This window comes from Gordonia sp. HS-NH1 (genome assembly GCF_001418765.1).
Classification (GTDB): domain Bacteria; phylum Actinomycetota; class Actinomycetes; order Mycobacteriales; family Mycobacteriaceae; genus Gordonia.
In genome coordinates, this window is record NZ_LIYC01000009.1 from 77006 (window position 1) to 91723 (window position 14718).

Genomic DNA, 14718 nt, shown 5'->3' on the forward strand with positions numbered 1-14718 from the left:
TCCCCACGTGTCGCACCGGTGCGACAGATCCCCGCCGCCCGGTGCACGAGAACAGAACATGGAGGTCTGCGATGAGCGCTCAGCCCGAAGTCCACGAGTTCCAGGCCGAGACCCGGCAGCTGCTGGATCTCATGGTGCACTCGATCTACTCGAACAAGGACAGCTTCCTGCGCGAGTTGATCTCGAATGCATCCGACGCGCTGGACAAGCTGCGGCTCGAGTCCCTGCTCGACAAGGACCTCGACGTCGACACCTCCGATCTCCACATCACCCTGGACCCGGACGCGGAGGCACGGACGCTGGTCGTCGCCGACAACGGGATCGGCATGACCCGTGACGAGGTCGTCGGATTGATCGGCACGCTGGCCCGTTCGGGCACGGCCGAACTACGCCGATCGCTCACGGAGGCACGTGCGAACGGGGTGTCCGACGCGGCTGCCGAGGAACTGATCGGCCAGTTCGGTATCGGCTTCTACTCGACGTTCATGGTCGCCGACAAGGTCACCCTGGTGACCCGCAAGGCGGGGGAGACCACCGGTACCCGCTGGGAGTCGACCGGTGACGGCACGTACACGATCGACGATGTCCCCGACGCGCCGCAGGGCACCTCGGTCAAGTTGGCGCTCAAGCCCGTCGACACCGAGGACCACCTCTACGACTATTCGGATCAGACCAAGCTCCGTCAGCTCGTGAAGCGGTACTCGGACTTCATCGCGTGGCCGATCCGGATGAACGTCGAGAAGACGGTCCCGGTGGAGACCCCCGACGCCGACACCGAGGACGCGGGCGAGGCGAAGACACCGGAGACGACGACGATCGTCGAGCCGGAGACGATCAACTCGATGAAGGCGCTCTGGGCCAAGTCGCGCTCGGAAGTGACCGACGAGGAGTACCAGGAGTTCTACCGGCACGTCTCCCATGCCTGGGATTCGCCGCTGGAGACCATCACGCTGCAGGCCGAGGGCACCTTCGAGTACCAGGCCCTGCTGTTCATCCCGACGCAGCCGCCGTTCGACCTGTTCATGCGGGACAGCAAGGTCGGCATCCATCTCTACGTCAAGCGCGTCTTCATCATGGACGACTGCGCCGAACTGATGCCGGAGTATCTGCGCTTCGTGAAGGGTGTCGTCGACGCGGCCGACCTCTCGCTGAACGTGTCCCGGGAGATCCTGCAGCAGGATCGTCAGATCCGTGCCATCCGTCGCCGTCTGACGAAGAAGGTCATCTCGACGGTCACCGAGATGCGCGCCGGTCGTCCCGAGGACTACCGCACCTTCTGGGATGCCTTCGGCCGGGTGTTCAAGGAAGGGCTCGTCAACGACCCGGACAACCGCGATGCGCTCCTGAAGGCGTCGTCGTTCGCCACCACCCACTCCGAGGATGAGCTGACCACACTCGCCGACTACATCGGCCGGATGAAGAGCGGTCAGGACACGATCTACTACATGACGGGCGAATCGCGTCAGCAGATCGTGAACTCGCCGCACATGGAAGCGTTCCGCGCCAAGGGGATCGAGGTCCTCGTCCTGTCCGATCCCGTCGACGAGATGTGGGTTTCGGCGGGCGCGGAGTTCGACGGCAAGACGTTCCAGTCGATCGCCAAGGGTGCTGTCGACCTCGAGGGTGACGACGAGGACACCGACGACTCCGCCAAGGAAGAGCAGAACAAGACCTACGCGGATCTGTTGGAGTGGCTCACGAGCACCCTCTCCGACGATGTCAGCGAGACGCGGCTCTCCTCGCGCCTGACCGAATCGCCGGCATGTCTCGTCGGTGACACGTTCTCGATGTCACCGCAGCTGGAGAAGCTGTACCGGGCGTCGGGGCAGGAGTTCCCCAAGTCCAAGCGGGCCCTCGAACTCAACCCCGATCACCCACTCGTCGCCGCTCTGAACAAGGCCTACGGAGCGGGTGATCACGAGCAGCTCGTGCCCACCGCGAAGCTGCTGTACGGCATGGCCGTCATCGCCGAGGGCGGCGAGCTCGACGACCCGGCCGAGTTCGCGAAGATCCTCGCCGGCCGCCTCACCGAGGCGTTCACCGGGAACGGGTCGGCGGCCGGTTCGGAGTCCTGATCGCTCCAGCCGGACCACGGACAGGCCGCCGGTGAGCCGCCGGAGACGGATCATCGTCTTCGGCGGCGTGGCGGTTGTCCTGACGATGGTGCTGGTAGCCGCGCTCGTCGTCGGTCTGGCCCGCGAAGACGAGCGGGCGGCCACCCCGGCCGACGCCGTCCGCACCTATCTCGATGCACTTGCCGACGCCGACGCCGACGCCGCTCTGGGCGTGATCGACCCGCGTCCCGATGCGCGGTTCCTGACCGACAACGTCCTGCGCGCACAACGCGCTGCCGCACCTCTCGGCGACATCGAGGTGCAGCCTGCGGCCGACGGCGAACCGGAGGCGAAGGTCCGGGCGCGGTACCGAATGGGGACGCGGGTGGTCGACACCGAGATCCGGACCACGCGGGTCGCCGACGGGTGGGCGGTCGTCGACGGCGCGGTCGCGGTTCGGATCGTCTCGCTGGCTGTCGTGCAGCCGACGCTCTTCGGTGCGGAGGTCGAGGAGGGCGACACGGTCCATCTGTTCCCCGGACCGCAGCGCTGGGGCTCCCGCGACACCGATTTCGTCGCGCGCGCGTCGGATGACGATCACCCGACCACGCCGCGAGCACCCATGACGGTGCGGGTCGTCGGCGAGCTGAGTGCCGCCGGCACCGGGGCCGTCAGCGACGCGGTGTCGGCCCACCTGACCGCGTGTGCGGCGTCGAGCCGCGCCGATGCGGGCCGGCAGGTCGAGGGCTGCACCCAACGGCTGTATCGCTCCGCGGTCGACGGCAGTGTGCGGTGGACCGCGCCGAGGGACTTGTCCGGTCTGCGATATCTGCTCCGGGATCCGGGTTCGGATGCACCGGGGGACAGGGGCACTCGGAGCGGATCCGGTCTGGGGGTCGTCGATGTGGTCGGACCCGTGCGCTGGCGGGTGTCCTACACCCCCGACTACGACGCCGACGGGCCGCGGGTCGAGACGGTCGACGAGCAGTATCTCGTGGGCCATGTCGATCTCACCGACAGCCGACCGGAGTTCGTCACCGACGGCTGACCGGCATCAGGTCAGTGGCCGCAGCCGGAACACCGGGATACGGCGGTCGGTGCGTTGCTCGTACAGATCGAAGTTGGGCCAGACGGTGCGCAGTGTCTGCCAGGCCGCGTCCCGGTCGGCGCCGAACAGTTCGGTGGGCACGGCTGCGGACACCTCGCCGTGGACGACGATCTCGATCTCGTCGGCAGCTCGGAGATTGAACACCCACGCCGGCATCTTCGGGCCGCCGAAGTACGACCCCGCGATCAGCCAGTCCGACCCGTCCGGGGCGGCGAGGAGCTGCGTCGTCCGGATCGCGCCGCTCTTGCGTCCCGGAACCCGGATCGTGATGTTCGGCAGGTCACCGATGTCGAGCAAGCTGAGCCGGTTGCCCGACACCGATTGGATCACGCTGTCGCACTTGACGATCTGCGGGAGAAACCGAGGCATCCAGGAGATCGAACCGATCTTCACCGCGAGTCCGCGCCGCACACTCATGCGCCCAGTGTGTCATGTGCGTCCCGGCCTCGGCGTCGACTCCCCGCACATCCCGCCGACGCCGTCGAGGTGCTCTCGGCGGTCGACGATGCCGTCGATATGCGCGACCCTCTCGAGGCCGGCGATCACCCGGGTAGCGTGCGATCCATGCCCACCGGTGACAGCGCGACGCGCATCCTGATCGACGGCGGCCAGACCGGTACCCGCGTCCGCATCGAGACGGCCGGCGGTGCCGCCGACCACGAGGCACCGCCGATCCGTACCGACCGGCCGGTCGTGGAGCAGATCGCCACGACGGTGCGGGACATCCTCGACGCGGGGGCCGGCCAGCCGGCGGCCGATGAGTCGGTCGGCCGGTCGGTGATCGCGGCCGGGGTGTCCGGCCTGACCCCCGACGCCTCTCGCCCGGTCGACCTGCTCGAGGCACTTGCCGGCGTCGGCGTCGTTTCCGTTGCGCTCGCCCACGATTCGGTGACCGCCTATCTGGCCGCCAATCGCGACGAGTTCGGTGCGGTCACCGCGGTGGGGACGGGCGTGGTCACACTCGGCGTCGGCCGCGGCGGGGTGTGCCGCGTCGACGGCTGGGGTCACCTGTTCGGTGACGCAGGCAGTGCGTACTGGATCGGGCGCTCGGGGATCGCGGCAGCCCTCCGCGCCTTCGACGGCCGGGGACCCGACACTACGCTGCGCATGGCCGCGGAGGAGGAGTTCGGTCCGCTGCCGGAGTTGTACATGGTGGTGCAGGCCGATCCCGACCGGGTCGCGCGCGTCGCCGGCTTCGCGCGGACGGTCGACGCCGCGTCGGAGGACCGGGATGCGGTGGCACAGCGGATCATCGACGATGCGGCCGACGAACTGGCCACCGCGGCGGTCACCGCCCTGGACCGCAGCGGCCACGGCACTGACGACCCCGCACGCGTGAGTTGGGTGGGAGGCGTGATGTCGGCGAGTGACCGACTCCGAAACCGATTCGTGGACAGCGTGTCTCGCCGATCCCCAGGCGTGACGGTCGCACCGCCGCACGGCAGGCCGTTCGACGGCGTGCGACTCCTGGCCGATCTCGACAACGCGCACCCGCTGTCCGGGGAGGTGTACCGCGCGTGGTGAACCGCCGGCTCAGCGCCCCTTGAACTCGGGTTTGCGCTTCTCGAAGACGGCGGTAATGGCCTCGGAGAGGTCCTCACTGGGCAGGAATGCCGAGTTCCATGCCGCGACGTAGCGGAGGCTGTCGTGGACGGCGGCGCTGCGCGAATGGTCGAGCACGGACTTGATGCCGTGGACGACCAGCGGCGGGTTGTCCGCGATCTCGCGAGCGGTTGTCCGGGCGAGTTCGAGGACGGCGTCCTGATCGTCGGCGACGTCGTTGACGAGACCGATCTTCTCGGCACGAGCGGCGTCGATGTCCTTGCCGGTCAGCGCCAGCTCGCGCAGGTGGCCGTCGCCGATGATGAACGGCAGCCGTGCGAGCGTGCCCACGTCGGCGACCATGCCGACCTTGACCTCGCGCACACTGAACGTGGCGTCGGCGCTGGCGTAGCGCACATCGGCCGCGCAGATCAGGTCCACGCCGCCACCGATGCACCAGCCGGACACGGCCGCGACGACCGGCTTGCGACAGTCGGCGACCGCGGTGATGCCGGCCTGGAGTGTGCGCAGCGAGTCGAGGAATTCGGTGCGCGGCGCGGCTTTGGCGTCCCCGGCGAGGACGGCCGACAGCGTCCCGCCCATCGCGACGAGGTCGAGGCCGTAGGAGAAGTTCTTGCCCGACCCCGTCAGCACCACCGCGCGCACTTCCGGATCGGTGTCGAGGTGCCCGAACAGCTCTGGGAGTTCCTGCCAGAAGTCCGGTCCCATGGCATTGCCCTTGCCCGGGCCGATGAGGGTGACCTCGGCGATGTGGTCGGAGACGGTGATGTCGAACGCGGTCCAGGCGCGGTCGTTCCAGGCGTGGTCTGTCATGCGAGGGAGCCTACTCGGCGGTCAGAACCGGCGGTGTCCGGATCCGCCGACGGCGACCGGTCGGGCCGAGAGCGGTGCGTCGACCCTGTTAGATGGGTACATGAGCGGATACATCCAGGAGGACATCGACCCGGAGGAACTCGCGCACCGGACCGAACTCGCGTCCGCGATCGCGGGCAGCGTCCGGGACTTGATCGATGCGACGGTGCGCACCGAGGTCGGTGAGACAGACATCGCGGAGGCGAGGCGGCTCATCGCCGCCGCCACCGAGATCCTCCGGAAGGACCAGCTGCCGGGCCCGTTCGGCATCCGATTCAACTCCGACGGCACCAAACGGTCCTGGGGCAATGCCGTTCTGGGGCGGCGGAACCCGATCGCACCGCCGGTCGAGCTCCATCACGAATCCGAGTACAGCTGGCTCGAGGTCGCACTCGGTCCCCAGTACGAGGGTCCGGCCGGACTCGTCCACGGCGGCGTGCTCGCGCTCGTCTTCGACCAGCTGCTGGGTTCGACCGCGGAGTTCCAGGGTGTGCCCGGGATGACCGGCACCCTCACCGTCCGGTATCGGCGCGGTACGCCGCTCGGGGTGATCCGCGGCGAGGCGCGCGTCGATCGGGTCGAGGGTGTGAAGACGTTCGTCACAGGGACGATCTCGGTCGACGGCCAGCTCACGGCCGAGTCCGAGGGCATCTTCATCCTGCCGCGGTGGGCTCGCGGTGAGGTGCCCGACGCCATGCGGAACTCGGTCGGCGAGGGCTGAACGCCGCGGGCCGGCCCGTCGCCCGACGACCGGTCAGACCTCCGCGGGAGTCGATCGCGGCCCTACGGGTGAGTAGCGCGCACACAGGAACGCGCCGTTGCGTGCGAAGTCCTGCAACTCGAAGTCGTAGGCGCGCGGGAAGAGTGGTCGGCCCGACCCCAAGGTGACGGGCGCGATCGACACGATGACGTCGTCGAGCATTCCGGCTTCGGCGAACTGCGCGGCGAGGTCGCCGCCGCCCACGACCCAGACGTGGCGGTCGCCCGCTGCGTCGACCAGACGGTCACGGAGGTCTGCGGGGCTCCCGGCGACCACCGAGATGGTGTCCGACACCGGCGTCAGTGACTGATGGGTGAAGACGAACGTCGGTATGTCGTATGGCCACGGCTTCCCGTCGGAGACCTCGTGGTCGAGGATCCACCGGTAGGTCGTCGCGCCCATCACGGCGACACCGACCTGCCGGAAGAAGTCGTCGTAGTTCATCGGCCCGCCCTCCTCGAGCGGCTGGCTGAGCAGCCAGTCGAGGTTGTCCCGGTCGTCGGCGAGGAAGCCGTCGAGGGTCGTTGCCGTGTAGTAGCGGAATGCCATCAGAATCCTCCGGAGTGTTTGCGGTGCCACATGATCGGGTCGGGATCGAGAGTCGGGGCGGTGACGTCGACGCCGGAGTCCCGCAGCATCCAGCGGGCGACGAGCCGACGATGTGCGGAGAACGTCAACACGTGCGCGACGATCTGGGAGAGCAGGAACGATTCGGGTGGGTCGCACAAGGCGTCGATCACGCGGTCCTGCCACGCGCCGCGTCGGTCGATGTCACGGATCAGGGCGAGCCAGCGCGGTGCGATGTCGCGATGCAACTCGATGAGGTCGGTCAGTTGGGTCAGTGCGGCCGGCGGCAGGTCGGCTCCCTCGATCGTCGACAACCAGGGGAGTTTGTCGCCGACGAGATGGGAAATGACCTCTGCGAGAGACTCTTCCGGTCCACTCCAGGACAGCAGCTGGTTACCCGCGAAACGCGGCGCGGTCCACGACGCGGCGTCGAGCCCCTTCGCGGCGTCGAGGAGCGCCTCGATGTCGTCGAGGTCGTGGCGAATCATGAGCATCACCACGTTGCCCGCATCCTCGGTCGTGGGTGAGCCGCTGTCGACGTACAGCGCAGTGGGCGAGTGGAAGTGGATGCCGTTCGGCGCCGGCAGCCAGTGGCTGTGCTCTCCCACCGCACCCATGCGGCCGGGACTGTGTCCGAAGGCGCGGCTGAAGGCACGCGAGAAGCCGTCGACGGACGAGTACCCGGACTCGAAGGCCACGTCGGTCACCGACTGTCCCCGCTGGAGGAGCCACGCCGCACGTTCGAGGAGGACGCGGCGCCGCAGGGCCACCGGTGCCTCGCCGGCACCGCGCCGGACCTGCCGGGTGAAGTGGAACGGCGACGCGTAGGCGCCCGAGGCCATGTCGTCGAGCGAGGTGTTGTCCTCGGACAGCACCGCGTCGAGAAGCTGCCGGAGACGGTCACGGTCGGTAGAGGTCACCCTCTGAGTATGGAACCGCGAAAGCCGTTCCCGCCCGACCGAAATTGCTCCACCGGGCGGCGGTGCCGATCAGTCCCTCGTCAGCAGGGGGATCAGACGTTCGGTCTTGGCCTCGGTCCAGCCCGGCGGCTGCAGGATCTTGGCCCAGGCTGCCGGGATCGCGGACATGTAGTTGTGTCCGTGGCCGTCGGGGACTCCGACCGACACCGCCATGTCGGCGCTGACCTGCAAGAAGGTCACGAACGGGATCCACCGCATCGCCGACAGCACGTCGCGTCCGGGTTCCTCCTCGAGCCAGTCCGGCTCGCGGAGGATCAGTCGCGGGTTCCACCACGAGATCGGATCGGAGGCGTGCTGCAGATAAACCGCGCGACCCGACGGCGACGTCCACTCGGTGGTCGGCTTGTCGAGGTCCGGTGCGTCGGCGATGAATCGGACCTGTCGACCGTCGTCGTAAGTGGGCAACACTTCCGGCGTCCCGTCGTCGCGTGACCCGGTCGTGTCCACCCACAATTTGTTGTTGAAGGTCGGTCCGCTGAACAGGGCACCGTCAGTGCGCGCGCTCAGCGCCGGGATGGTCCCGAACGCCGACTCGGCCGCGAAGGAGCCGAGGCTCTCGCCGAAGACGACGAGCTTGGGGCGTTGGGCCTCAGGTACCTCGCGCACCCGTTCCGAGACCGCCTCGAAGAGCGCCTGCCCGGCCTGCCGCGCGCGTTCCTTGTCGACGAGGAACGACAACCAGCTCGGCAGGTACGAGTACTGCATGCTCACCGTCGCCGTGTCGCCGTTGTACATGTACTCGAGCGAGTCCACCGTCGCCTGGTTGATCCATCCGGTGCCGGTGGTGGAGGCGACCGCGATGAGTTTGCGCTGCAACCCGCCGGCGCGCACGAGTTCCTCTGCGGCGAGTTCGGCATTGGCACGCAGATCTGTACCCGAGCCGAGCCCGACGTAGGCGCGGATCGGTTCCATGGCGGGGGACCCGTTGAACGCGCTCAGCTCTTCCACGGTGGGCGACACCGAGATGAAGATCCGGCCTTGACGCCCGAGCGAATCCCAGGTCACCAGCGAACCCGGACCGCCCGAACGCTGCGGGGTGGTCGGCGGACTGGAGTCCGCCGTCGTTTCGTCGTTGACCGCCGCGAACGACGAGTTCAGCGCCTGCATACCGTAGTTGGCGACGACGCCGTTGAGGACCAGCACCGTGATGATGATCGCGATGGTCGCCGCGGCGAAGGCCGAGATACGCGGCGGCGCCACGCGATTGAGTTTCCGGACGAGCCACTTCACCCCGTCGCCCCACGCCTGCCCGATGGTCATCAGCAGGGCGAAGACCACCACGGCGATGAGCAGGATCTGCGGGTAGGCCGTCCAGGACAGGAGGTCGACCCCCATCATCGTCCGGACCTGGTCCTGCCACCGCTGGAACGCGACCAGCATGACGACGGTGCCCGCGATCGCGGCCAGGCCCAGCGCCGCCCAGAGCCGGCGCATCGGCGCGGGCCAGGGTTCCTCCCGGGAGATCATGTAACGGATCAGCCAGGACACCAGCACACCGAGGCCGTACCCGACCGCGGCCGAGGCCCCGCTCACGATGCCTTGGAACAGCGGCCCGCGCGGCAGGAGCGACGGCGTCACCGACAGCCACAGAAAGACGAGCGCGACCGTCAACCCGACGCAGGAATACCGGTGGAGCCGCCGCCGCCACCACGACGGCGTCTTCTCTTCTGCCGGGCCGGTGGCGCCGGACTGCTCCGGAACCGGTGCGTCGTCCGGTTCCGGAGCGGCAGGTGGTTGCGAGGTGGGCGTGGTCGACGACACGTGGGTTCCTCTTTTCTCGAGAACCCGAAAACCGTAACACCGATCGCGGTGTGGCAGCGGCGCTTACGGCGACCGTGACCGTCGTGCCATCCAGCGGCGTCCGTTACTTGACCTCAGACCGCAGAATCCGTAGCACCCCGAACGCCAGGGGCAGTCCGATCCAGATCACTGCCGAGACGAGCATCCTCGCCCATTCGCCCCCGGTCGCCCAGTCGCCCTCTTGAAAGGGCACGTTCGTCAAGCCGGTGTCCACCCACTGGCCGAGATTGTCCTTGAACCACGGGACCAGCTGGCTGACCACGGTCAGAGCGGTGGGCAGCGCGAAGTAGGCGACAATCGCGCCCGGGGTGTTCAGGATCAGGGCGGCGAAGCCGAAACCGAGCAGCAAGCCGAAGGTCTGCGAGACAAACGAATTCACGAACCCGGCGAGCGTGAGGTCCCAGGAGCCGGCGGGATCGGGGAACGCCAGACCGGCGATCCCGTTGCCGATGACGCCGAGGATGAGCGCGACCGCGACCGCCGCGACGGCGGTGAGGAGCGCCGCCACCAGCTTCGCTCCGACGACGCGCTGCCGTCGGGGTTCGAGGGTGAATGTCGTCAGCGCGGTGCGTTGGCTCCACTCCCCGGTCACGAGCAGGATCGCGAGGATGGGCAGAATGATGGCGGTCGGGATGTTCATCATCCCGAAGAACTGTCCGAGGTTGAGGTTCTCGGGGCTGTTGCGGTTCGCGATGAGCATCGCGATCACGACGATCGCCGCGATGACTCCGATCGAGGCGGTCAGCCAGAAACCCGCACGCGTGTCGACGAGCTTGCGCAGTTCGACGCGGACGAGTCGGGAGAACGGGATTCCGGGGCGCTCGACGTCGATCACGTCGGTGTGGGGCACGGGGGTGCCGAAGTCGGCGAGGGTCATCGGGCTGCTCCTTCGAGTGTGGTGTGTTCACGCTGGGTGTCCGCGGTCAGCTGCAGGAACATCGCCTCGAGCTGGGCGCCGTCCGCGGGCCGCAGCTCGGTGAGGACGACGCCGACGGCGGCCGCGGCGCGGCCCACGTCGATGGGGTCGGCGTCGACATCGAGTCCGCCGGAGGCGTTGCGCTGCACGGTGATCCCGGCTGCGTTCAGCGCCTCGCCGAGGGTCGCGTCGTCGAGTGATCGGACGCGTGTCCCGGCGCCGGCGAGCAGTTCGTCTTTGGTGCCCTGGGCCACGATCCGGCCGTTGCCGATCACGACGATGTCGTCGGCGACGATCTCGATCTCGTGCAACAGGTGCGACGACAGCAGCACCGTGCCGCCGCGATCGGCGTACCCGCGCAGCAGGGTTCGCATCCAGTGGATGCCCGCCGGGTCCAGTCCGTTGGCCGGTTCGTCGAGGATCAGGATCTTCGGGTCCCCGAGCAGGGCTGCGGCGATACCGAGACGCTGGCGCATGCCGAGGGAGTAGTTGCGCACTCGTCGCCCGGCCTCCTCCGGGGTGAGGCTGACCAGCTCGAGCATCTCGTCGACGCGGTCGTGGCCGATGCCCATGGTCATCGCCGACAGTCGCAGGACCTCCGCGCCCGTCCGGCCGGCGTGCTGAGCCGAGGCGTCCAGGAGGATGCCGACCTGCGTGCCGGGATTCGGGATGGACCGGTAGTCGACGCCGTAGAGTTGCGCCACCCCCGACGTCGGCGGCGTCAGCCCGGCGATGATCCGCATCGTCGTCGACTTCCCGGCGCCGTTGGGGCCCAGGAATCCGGTCACCTGCCCGGGGCGGCAGGTGAACGACACGTCGTCGACTGCGACGTAGTCGCCGTAGCGCTTCGTCAGATTCTTCACTGTGATCATGTCGTCCATCGTGTCGTTTCCGCACGGCGTGCACATCGGACCTCCGGACAGCGTCGTATCGACCGAAAGTCGTAGGGGTCGACACCCATCGGGAGGACGCGGGCACCACCGGCGCCCGACTACGGTGACGGTTGTGCGTCCTGAGCAGTACCAACCACCGATGACGTGGGCCAGCCGATTGTGGCGGCTCGCGGTGATGCTCTGCGTCTCGGCCGGCACCTTCGCCACCCGTGCGTCGTACCTGTGGGACCAGGCCCGGTGGTGGTTCGTCGCCGACCTCGCACTCGGGGTGCTCTCCTACATCGTCATCTGGTGGCGCCGAAGCCATCCCGTACCGGTCACGACGTTCACGAACATCGTGACCATCGTGTCGTCGTCGTCTCTCGGACCGGGCATTCTCGCCATGGTGTCCCTGTCGACCCGGCGTCGGTGGCGCGAGATCATCCCGCAGGCGGTGTTGTCCGTTGTCGCGGGGATCATCGCCCTCGCCTTCTTCGCCACTCCGACCGAGGCGAACGATCCCGTCATCGTCAGTTACTCGGTCACGGTGGTCGCGACGGCGGCGATGGTCGCGTGGGGTCTCTACATCGGTTCGCGGCGTGAGCTTCTCGCCAGCTGGCAGGCGCGCGCGCTGGCCTCCGAGGCCGAACAGCAGGCGAAGGTGATGCAGGCGCGTTCGCTCGAACGGGCGCGGATCGCACGCGAGATGCACGACATCCTCGCGCATCGGATCTCGGCGATGAGCATGTACGCGGGCGCATTGGCCTACCGTTCGGACCTGTCCGGAGAGCAGATCCGCGAGACGGCGCAGACCATCCAGGAGACCTCGCACCTGGCGTTGACCGAGCTGCGGGAGGTGCTCGGGGTTCTGCGGGAGGGGCCCGGCGACGCCGCGCCCGAGGAACCGCAAGGGGTTCCGGACCTGGCCGCGCTGATCGAGGAGGCGCGCCGGCTGGGGATGCGTGTGGACAGCCGATGCGACATCGATGTGAATTCGCTGGGCCCGGCGATCTCACGCACGCTGTATCGGTGTGTGCAGGAGGCCTTGACCAATGCGCGGCGTCATGCGCCGAGCGCGCCGGTGACCATGCACATCCGGGGCGGACCCGAGCACGGTGTGGATCTGCTCGTCGAGAATCCGCTACCGCTGACGGCGGGTTCAGGTGGTCCCACACCAGGATTCGGCCTCGTCGGCCTGGCCGAGCGGGTCGGGTTGCACGGCGGCAGGCAGTCGGTGACCGTGAGCGAGGACAAACGGTTCCTGTTGCACGTCTGGTTACCGTGGCAGTCATGACCGCCCGCATCATGATCGTCGACGACGACCCCCTCGTCCGTTCCGGACTCCGGCTCCTCCTCGGCGGTGATGCCGGCCTCGACATCGTCGCCGAGGCGGGCAACGGGCAGGAGGCCCTCGACACCCATGCCACGGCGCCCGTGGATCTCGTCCTCATGGATCTGCGGATGCCGGTGCTCGACGGGATCGCGGCCACCGGCCGCTTCAAGGCACTGGCCTCGCCACCCGCGATCATCGTGCTCACGACCTTCGACGCCGACGACTACGTCGTCCGCGCACTCGCGATGGGTGCCGACGGATTCCTGCTCAAGGACACGCCACCCGACGACATCGTCGCGGCCATCCACCAAGTGCTCGACGGTCGACCTGCCCTGAGTCCCTCGGTGACCGCCGCGTTGATCAAGCAGGTCGTCACCAGCGGCGGTCACCGAACCTCGTCCGCGGTCGAACGTGTCGACCGACTCACCGCACGCGAGCGTGATGTGGCCGTCGAGCTCGCCCGCGGGGCGTCGAACGCCGAGATCGCTGAACGGCTCTACATGAGTCTTGCGACGGTCAAGGCGCACATCTCGCACATCTTCACCAAACTCGACGCGGGCAACCGGGTCCAGGTCGCGATCCTGATGCACGACGCCGGGATGGTGTGACGTCGACACACCCACCCCTTTTTCGTGAACCCACCCGGTCCGAGCGTGGTGCGTTTACGGAAAAGGGGTGGGTTTGCGAATTCCGTGGGCGCGGAGCCGCCTACCCGCCGGTTGAGCCTGTCGAAACCCCCGGGCCCGTCACCAGCGGAAGGTCGAGTGTGGTGCGAAGTCCCGCGGGCCCGTCGACCACCGCGGGGATGGCGTTCACGATCCGGCCGGCCGCGGCGACGATGGCGGCGTGGTTGTGGTCACCCTTGCGGCTCGTCGGCATGATGTCGACGGTGTACGACGGTTCGCCGGTGATCTCGACGCGGTAGCACCCGCCGGGCTGAGCCGGCTGCGCCCAGTCCGGCCGCAGGTCACCTCGAAGCCGCGTCACGTGCTCGATGACGATCACGGGTTCGCCGGCCACCTTGCCGATGATCTCGAAACGCACGGCCGCGCGGGTGCCCGCAGCGATGTGACCGGCCGCGATGTCGAAATCCTCCGGCGCAGGCTCGCTTTCGGAGATCTCCTCGATGTCGTCGACGGTGACGCCGAGACCGGCGGCCAGTTGCCGGATCGTCGTGCCCCATGCCAACCCCAGTACCCCCGGCAGGAACAGCATGGGGGTCTCGTCGAGCGGTTTGCCGAAGCCCATGACGTCGAACATGACGGTCGCCCCGTCATAGGTCGCGTAGTCGGCGATCTCCATGCAGCGCACCTGCTCGATGTGCTGGCAGGTGCCTGCGAAGACGAACGGGATGAGGTCGTTGGCGAAACCGGGATCGACCCCGGTCACGAACAGGCTGGCGCCGCTGCCCGCGGTGGTCTCGTCGATCTTGGCGATCGCCTTCGCGGGCATCACGTCCCAGGGGTACTGGAGCGTGTTCGGGGAGGACCCGACGACGTCGATCCCGGCGGCGAGGATGCGCACCACATCGTCGAAGGCCTCGACGGGACGTGTGTCACCCATGGCGCAGTACACGACACAATCCGGCTTCGTCGCGATCACCTCGTCGAGGTCGCCCACCGCCAGGACTCCGGTGGGTGTCTCCAGCCCGGCGAGCGTCGCGGCGTCGACACCGACTTTTTCAGGGGTGGACACGCAGACGGCCACGAGTTCGAACCGCGGGTCCTCGATCAGCTGGGTGAGGCACAACCGGCCGACGTTGCCGGTTCCGACGAGAGCTACCCGGAAGGACATGGCGTGGAACTCCTTGTGTTCGATCGGCGCCGGTGGGGCGTGGTGTACACCTGTCCGGACGTTTGTCTGTTCAGTAGACCATTTTTCGGTGGAACCTGTTCTATTTTCGCGCTCGTCGC

14 protein-coding genes are annotated in these 14718 nt (G+C 68.1%); 6 read left to right on the forward strand and 8 right to left on the reverse strand.

Going from position 1 to position 14718, the window contains the following annotated elements; all coding sequences use genetic code 11:
• Nucleotides 1-71 precede the first annotated feature (71 nt).
• Nucleotides 72-2075 carry a molecular chaperone HtpG gene (htpG, locus tag AMD30_RS09010; RefSeq protein WP_055475409.1) on the forward strand — a complete coding sequence of 668 codons (2004 nt, stop codon included), beginning with the start codon at nt 72-74 and terminating at the stop codon, nt 2073-2075.
• 31 nt (nt 2076-2106) lie between these two features.
• Nucleotides 2107-3102, forward strand: coding sequence for a hypothetical protein (locus AMD30_RS09015; RefSeq protein ID WP_055475410.1), 996 nt, complete (start codon nt 2107-2109; stop codon nt 3100-3102).
• Between the two features lie 6 nt (nt 3103-3108).
• Here AMD30_RS09015 and AMD30_RS09020 read toward each other — a convergent pair whose 3' ends face one another.
• The gene (locus AMD30_RS09020) at nt 3109-3579 is read right to left on the reverse strand and encodes a nitroreductase family deazaflavin-dependent oxidoreductase (protein WP_055475411.1); all 471 of its coding nucleotides are present in this window, start codon (nt 3577-3579) and stop codon (nt 3109-3111) included.
• A gap of 147 nt (nt 3580-3726) precedes the next feature.
• Here AMD30_RS09020 and AMD30_RS09025 point away from each other — a divergent pair, with 147 nt between their 5' ends.
• Nucleotides 3727-4686: an N-acetylglucosamine kinase gene (locus AMD30_RS09025; RefSeq protein WP_055475439.1), complete on the forward strand. Its 960-nt coding sequence runs from the start codon at nt 3727-3729 to the stop codon at nt 4684-4686.
• Between the two features lie 9 nt (nt 4687-4695).
• Here the strand turns inward: AMD30_RS09025 and AMD30_RS09030 are convergent, their stop codons facing one another.
• A complete protein-coding gene (locus AMD30_RS09030; protein ID WP_055475412.1) occupies nt 4696-5538 on the reverse strand; it encodes a crotonase/enoyl-CoA hydratase family protein in 843 nt (280 codons plus the stop codon).
• A gap of 100 nt (nt 5539-5638) precedes the next feature.
• On the opposite strand from AMD30_RS09030, the gene AMD30_RS09035 reads away from it, so the two are divergent.
• Nucleotides 5639-6298 (forward strand): PaaI family thioesterase, encoded by a 660-nt coding sequence (locus AMD30_RS09035; protein ID WP_055475413.1) that lies wholly within the window; start codon nt 5639-5641, stop codon nt 6296-6298.
• A 33-nt stretch (nt 6299-6331) separates the two neighbouring features.
• On the opposite strand, the gene AMD30_RS09040 is transcribed toward AMD30_RS09035, so the two are convergent.
• From AMD30_RS09040 to AMD30_RS09060, 5 genes are all read right to left on the reverse strand, one after another.
• Entirely contained in the window at nt 6332-6886 is a 555-nt protein-coding gene (locus AMD30_RS09040) for a dihydrofolate reductase family protein (RefSeq protein WP_055475414.1), read from the reverse strand.
• Nucleotides 6886-7824 (reverse strand): helix-turn-helix domain-containing protein, encoded by a 939-nt coding sequence (locus tag AMD30_RS09045; protein ID WP_055475415.1) that lies wholly within the window; start codon nt 7822-7824, stop codon nt 6886-6888. Before AMD30_RS09045 ends, AMD30_RS09040 begins: the two co-directional genes overlap by 1 nt.
• 69 nt (nt 7825-7893) lie before the next feature.
• A complete protein-coding gene (locus AMD30_RS09050) occupies nt 7894-9645 on the reverse strand; it encodes an alpha/beta hydrolase (RefSeq protein ID WP_055475416.1) in 1752 nt (583 codons plus the stop codon).
• Nucleotides 9646-9748: 103 nt separating this feature from the next.
• Nucleotides 9749-10561, reverse strand: a complete 813-nt coding sequence (locus tag AMD30_RS09055; protein ID WP_055475417.1) for an ABC transporter permease — start codon at nt 10559-10561, stop codon at nt 9749-9751.
• Entirely contained in the window at nt 10558-11481 is a 924-nt protein-coding gene (locus tag AMD30_RS09060) for an ABC transporter ATP-binding protein (protein WP_055475418.1), read from the reverse strand. The genes AMD30_RS09055 and AMD30_RS09060 overlap by 4 nt, the downstream gene beginning before the upstream one ends.
• A 151-nt stretch (nt 11482-11632) precedes the next feature.
• Here AMD30_RS09060 and AMD30_RS09065 point away from each other — a divergent pair, with 151 nt between their 5' ends.
• Together AMD30_RS09065 and AMD30_RS09070 are read left to right on the forward strand one after the other, a co-directional pair.
• Nucleotides 11633-12766 carry a sensor histidine kinase gene (locus tag AMD30_RS09065; protein WP_231632669.1) on the forward strand — a complete coding sequence of 378 codons (1134 nt, stop codon included), beginning with the start codon at nt 11633-11635 and terminating at the stop codon, nt 12764-12766.
• Entirely contained in the window at nt 12763-13413 is a 651-nt protein-coding gene (locus AMD30_RS09070) for a response regulator (RefSeq protein ID WP_055475420.1), read from the forward strand. The genes AMD30_RS09065 and AMD30_RS09070 overlap by 4 nt, the downstream gene beginning before the upstream one ends.
• 100 nt (nt 13414-13513) lie before the next feature.
• Here the strand turns inward: AMD30_RS09070 and AMD30_RS09075 are convergent, their stop codons facing one another.
• The gene (locus AMD30_RS09075; RefSeq protein ID WP_055475421.1) at nt 13514-14599 is read right to left on the reverse strand and encodes an NAD(P)H-dependent amine dehydrogenase family protein; all 1086 of its coding nucleotides are present in this window, start codon (nt 14597-14599) and stop codon (nt 13514-13516) included.
• Between the last annotated feature and the right edge of the window lie 119 nt (nt 14600-14718).

Coding starts and splice junctions, on each gene's coding strand:
- AMD30_RS09055 (WP_055475417.1), bottom strand. CDS start 10,561: ATGACCCTCGCCGACTTCGGCACCCCCGTGCCCCACACCGACGTGATC.
- AMD30_RS09020 (WP_055475411.1), bottom strand. CDS start 3,579: ATGAGTGTGCGGCGCGGACTCGCGGTGAAGATCGGTTCGATCTCCTGG.
- AMD30_RS09065 (WP_231632669.1), top strand. CDS start 11,633: ATGACGTGGGCCAGCCGATTGTGGCGGCTCGCGGTGATGCTCTGCGTC.
- AMD30_RS09035 (WP_055475413.1), top strand. CDS start 5,639: ATGAGCGGATACATCCAGGAGGACATCGACCCGGAGGAACTCGCGCAC.
- AMD30_RS09030 (WP_055475412.1), bottom strand. CDS start 5,538: ATGACAGACCACGCCTGGAACGACCGCGCCTGGACCGCGTTCGACATC.
- AMD30_RS09060 (WP_055475418.1), bottom strand. CDS start 11,481: ATGGACGACATGATCACAGTGAAGAATCTGACGAAGCGCTACGGCGAC.
- AMD30_RS09075 (WP_055475421.1), bottom strand. CDS start 14,599: ATGTCCTTCCGGGTAGCTCTCGTCGGAACCGGCAACGTCGGCCGGTTG.
- AMD30_RS09040 (WP_055475414.1), bottom strand. CDS start 6,886: ATGGCATTCCGCTACTACACGGCAACGACCCTCGACGGCTTCCTCGCC.
- htpG (WP_055475409.1), top strand. CDS start 72: ATGAGCGCTCAGCCCGAAGTCCACGAGTTCCAGGCCGAGACCCGGCAG.
- AMD30_RS09070 (WP_055475420.1), top strand. CDS start 12,763: ATGACCGCCCGCATCATGATCGTCGACGACGACCCCCTCGTCCGTTCC.
- AMD30_RS09025 (WP_055475439.1), top strand. CDS start 3,727: ATGCCCACCGGTGACAGCGCGACGCGCATCCTGATCGACGGCGGCCAG.